The 4,197-nt window shown below is 57.6% G+C and carries 4 protein-coding genes; 2 read left to right on the top strand and 2 right to left on the bottom strand.

Annotated elements, in window-relative coordinates; all coding sequences use genetic code 11:
• A partial coding sequence (locus ACIOMO_RS24350; protein WP_401244034.1) for a hypothetical protein occupies window positions 1-243 on the top strand: 243 nt, incomplete at its 5' end.
• 59 nt (window positions 244-302) lie between these two features.
• Here the strand turns inward: ACIOMO_RS24350 and ACIOMO_RS24345 are convergent.
• Window positions 303-1,523, bottom strand: a complete 1,221-nt coding sequence (locus ACIOMO_RS24345) for a CaiB/BaiF CoA transferase family protein (RefSeq protein WP_401244032.1) — start codon at window positions 1,521-1,523, stop codon at window positions 303-305.
• A gap of 13 nt (window positions 1,524-1,536) precedes the next feature.
• Window positions 1,537-2,718: an acyl-CoA dehydrogenase gene (locus ACIOMO_RS24340; RefSeq protein ID WP_159813315.1), complete on the bottom strand. Its 1,182-nt coding sequence runs from the start codon at window positions 2,716-2,718 to the stop codon at window positions 1,537-1,539.
• A 158-nt stretch (window positions 2,719-2,876) separates the two neighbouring features.
• Between ACIOMO_RS24340 and ACIOMO_RS24335 the strand changes: the two genes are divergently transcribed.
• Complete coding sequence (locus tag ACIOMO_RS24335) at window positions 2,877-3,776, top strand: LysR family transcriptional regulator (protein WP_401244030.1); 900 nt, start codon at window positions 2,877-2,879, stop codon at window positions 3,774-3,776.
• Window positions 3,777-4,197 lie beyond the last annotated feature (421 nt).

Raw genomic sequence — 4,197 nt, 5'->3', positions numbered from 1 at the left:
TCTCTCGTCAGCGGGAGGCGAATTCTACAGCGTTACACGCTGCTGTCAACACCTCTTTTTCAACTTCCTTTTGGCTTCGATGAACTGAAGCAACCCTGCTGCCGAAACCTACTTAACTCATTGAATCTCAAGGAGTTTTCCGTTTCGACTGCGCCGGAAGTGGGGCGAATTATAGACGTCTGGAATTTGCCGTCAACCGTTAATTTCGCTTTTCTTTCAATCACTTGCAGATTGGTTAAATAACGACCAAATGCAACTATATAAAGGAAGCAAACGTGATCCCTTCTATATAGAAGGGATCTTTAGAGCACCCCAGCCGCCTTCAGCTCAGCCACCGCACCCGCGCCCAAGCCCAGAACACCTTGAAGAACCTCCAGCGTATGCTCACCCAATAAAGGAGGAGCACGCCGATACTCAACCGGTGTCTGCGACATGCGGATAGGGCTGGCCACTTGCGGCACCATTCCCGCCAGTGCGTGCGGCAACTCTATCGCCAGACCACGCGCCTTCACCTGCGGATCCTCGAACACCTGCGACAGATCATTGATCGGCCCACAAGGTACGCCCGCCTGCTCCAGCTCGGCAACCCATTCGCCAGTCGTCTTGAACACAGTCGCCTGGCGAATCAACGGAATCAACACCGCCCGGTTCGCCACCCGCAGCTTATTAGTAGCGAAGCGCGGATCGTCAGCCCACTGTGGCTGCCCCGCCACTTCGGCAAACTTGCGGAACTGCCCGTCGTTACCCACGGTAAGAATGAAATCGCCGTCGGCCGTAGGAAAGTCCTGATAAGGCACGATGTTCGGATGCGCATTGCCCAGACGCGTAGGCGCATTGCCCGTGGTCAGATAATTCATCGCCTGGTTCGCCAGACACGCAACCTGCACATCCAGCAACGCCATATCGATGTGTTGGCCACCCCCGTCGTGATCGCGATGTGCCAACGCTGCAAGAATTGCCACCGTCGAATACAGACCGGTAAGAATATCCGTCAACGCCACACCGACCTTTACCGGCCCGGCACCTTCATCACCCTCGGGACGACCAGTCAGGCTCATCAGCCCGCCCAACCCCTGAATCATGAAGTCATAGCCAGCGCGCTTGGCATACGGCCCGGTCTGGCCGAACCCGGTGATCGAGCAATAGATCAGGTTCGGATTGATCGCCTTCAGCGATTCATAGTCCAGCCCATACGCCGCCAGACCACCGACCTTGAAATTCTCGATAAGGATGTCCGACTTCGCCGCCAGCTCGCGCACCAGCTTCTGCCCCTCAGGACGCGTGAAGTCGATAGTCACCGATTGCTTGTTGCGGTTGGCCGACAGGTAATAAGCCGCTTCCGAGGTGTTCTCGCCATAAGCGTCTTTAAGGAAGGGCGGCCCCCAGGCGCGCGTGTCGTCACCATTACCCGGGCGCTCAACCTTGATCACTTCGGCGCCAAGGTCGGCGAGGATCTGCCCGGCCCACGGCCCGGCCAACACTCGCGATAAATCCAGTACCCGCAGATGCGACAGCGCGCCCATGGTCGCTCTCCTATTAATAGAACGCCTGCAGACCGGTTTGCGCACGGCCGAGAATCAGCGCGTGAACGTCGTGAGTGCCTTCATAGGTATTCACCACTTCCAGGTTGACCAGGTGACGGGCCACGCCGAACTCGTCGGAGATACCGTTGCCGCCCAACATGTCGCGCGCCATACGGGCGATGTCCAGCGACTTGCCGCAGGAGTTGCGCTTCATGATCGAAGTGATTTCGACCGCCGCAGTACCTTCATCTTTCATACGACCCAGACGCAGGCAGCCTTGCAGCGCCAACGTGATCTCGGTCTGCATGTCGGCGAGTTTCTTCTGGATCAATTGAGTAGCGGCCAATGGGCGACCGAACTGTTGACGATCCAGCGTGTACTGGCGAGCGGTGTGCCAGCAGAACTCGGCAGCGCCCAGTGCGCCCCAGGAAATGCCATAGCGCGCAGAGTTAAGGCAGGTGAACGGGCCTTTCAGACCGCGCACGTCCGGGAAAATGTTCTCTTCCGGCACGAACACGTTGTCCATGACGATCTCACCGGTGATCGATGCACGCAGGCCGACCTTGCCGTGAATCGCCGGAGCGCTCAGGCCCTTCCAGCCCTTCTCCAGTACGAAGCCACGGATGTCGCCAGCATCGTCCTTACCCCAGACCACGAACACATCGGCGATCGGGCTGTTAGTGATCCACATCTTCGCGCCGGTCAGGCTGTAGCCGCCTTCGACTTTGCGTGCACGGGTGATCATCGCACCCGGGTCGGAACCGTGGTTCGGCTCGGTCAGGCCGAAGCAGCCGATCCATTCGCCGGACGCCAGTTTCGGCAGGTATTTCTGTTTCTGGGCTTCGGTGCCGAATTCGTTGATCGGTACCATTACCAGCGACGATTGGACGCTCATCATCGAGCGATAGCCGGAGTCGACCCGCTCCACTTCGCGAGCAATCAGGCCGTAGCTGACGTAGTTGAGGCCGCTGCCACCGTACTGCTCAGGGATGGTCGCGCCCAACAGGCCGACTTCGCCCATTTCGCGGAAGATCGCCGGATCAGTCTTCTCATGACGGAAAGCTTCGAGAACACGCGGCGCGAGCTTCTGCTGAGCGAACTGCTCGGCGGTGTCGCGGATCATGCGCTCTTCTTCGGTGAGCTGTTGATCCAGCAGCAGGGGATCGATCCAGTTGAAGCTAGCTTTACCGCCCATGAGTGTGTCCTCGTAAATCGGGTGAATTAACGTGGCATTGATCCTAGGCGCGGTTCGCCGTCGCGGCAAACGAGGATTTCGCATTCTGTTGTGCTAATTTCTCACTCCGAAACGTCGCGAAATGCCTTTTATGCGGCGCATTAGTGAGGTTGACGTACATGCGCAGGAAGATCCCCAGCACCACCGCCCTGATCAGCTTCGAAGCCGCCGCACGTCACGAAAGCTTTACCCGCGCCGCCGAAGAACTTTCTCTCACCCAGGGTGCGATTTGCCGACAAATCGCCAGCCTTGAGGAATTCCTCAGCGTCGAACTGTTCCGGCGTTCGCGACGAGGAGTGAAACTGACCGAAGCAGGACTTTCCTACAGTCGTCGGGTCGCAACGCAACTCGATGCGGTTGAGCGCGACACCCTCTCGGTGATGGGCCAGCAAGGCACCAATGTGATCGAGTTGGCGGTGGTACCGACCTTCGGTACGCAATGGCTGCTGCCGCGCCTAAAGGATTTCCAGCTCAAGCACCCGGAAGTCACGGTCAACCTGACCAACCGCACGCGGCCCTTCCTGTTTGCCGACACTGAGTTCGATGCGGCGATCTACTTCGGCGATGCCGATTGGTCGGGTACCGAATCCCACAGGCTGATGGGTGAAAATCCGATGCCGGTGTGCAGCCCCGCCCTACTCGGCAGCAAGACGCTTCTGACAGCCGATGAAATTGCCGATCTGCCGCTGCTGCAACAGACCACCCGCCCTTACGCCTGGCGACAGTGGTTCAACTCGCAACAGCTGAATATCCCCCGCGACATGACAGGTCCGCGCTACGAGCTATTCTCCATGCTCGCCCAAGCGGCCATGCACGACATGGGGATTGCGCTGATTCCACCGTTCCTGATTCAGCGGGAATTGGCGGAGAAACGCCTGGTAATTGCCAACCCGCAGGCACTCTCCAGCATCAAGGCCTATTACTTGATGATTCCCGAACGAAAGGTCGAATCGGCGTCTCTGAAGGCTTTTCGTGACTGGCTGGTAAATCAGGCACAGAGCTACAGCCTTGAAGGCTAAAGGCTTTCAGCATTTGCTGACCTCGTAGTCAGAAAAACCAAAGCCCTACAGATATAACTATTTGTCGCATATGCACAGACTGTATCCGAAAGTCGTACAGACGTCCTACAAGCGCCTGCGGACGTGGCTTTGAGCCTCCATTCACGACGCATTGCGGCCTATTCACGTCACCGATGAGAAATTTTTCCATATTGCGCCAGAATCCTTGCAGGGCACGGCCTGTAAGGGATTCGACCGTGCATGTGCGACATTCGGTCACGGCATGACTTGTAGTTAATTTTCCGTCACCCGTCATAATCCCTTGAAGGGCATAAAGTTCGCCTGCAAAATGCCGCGCCCCGCCCTGATTTGGCGGGATCGTGCTGATCGGCCGCCCCAGTAGCTCCATCCGTAGTGCATGGGTTTACTCAATAAGATCACG

Source organism: Pseudomonas sp. NPDC087804, assembly GCF_044742965.1.
Lineage (GTDB): Bacteria > Pseudomonadota > Gammaproteobacteria > Pseudomonadales > Pseudomonadaceae > Aquipseudomonas > Aquipseudomonas rustica.
The sequence above is the reverse complement of the archived record's forward strand: the minus strand, read 5'-3'. Positions and strand labels throughout refer to the sequence as shown.

Bases quoted from the DNA above. Each gene is read 5' to 3' on its own strand.
- ACIOMO_RS24340 (WP_159813315.1), bottom strand. From the start codon at position 2,718: ATGGGCGGTAAAGCTAGCTTCAACTGGATCGATCCCCTGCTGCTGGAT.
- ACIOMO_RS24335 (WP_401244030.1), top strand. From the start codon at position 2,877: ATGCGCAGGAAGATCCCCAGCACCACCGCCCTGATCAGCTTCGAAGCC.
- ACIOMO_RS24345 (WP_401244032.1), bottom strand. From the start codon at position 1,523: ATGGGCGCGCTGTCGCATCTGCGGGTACTGGATTTATCGCGAGTGTTG.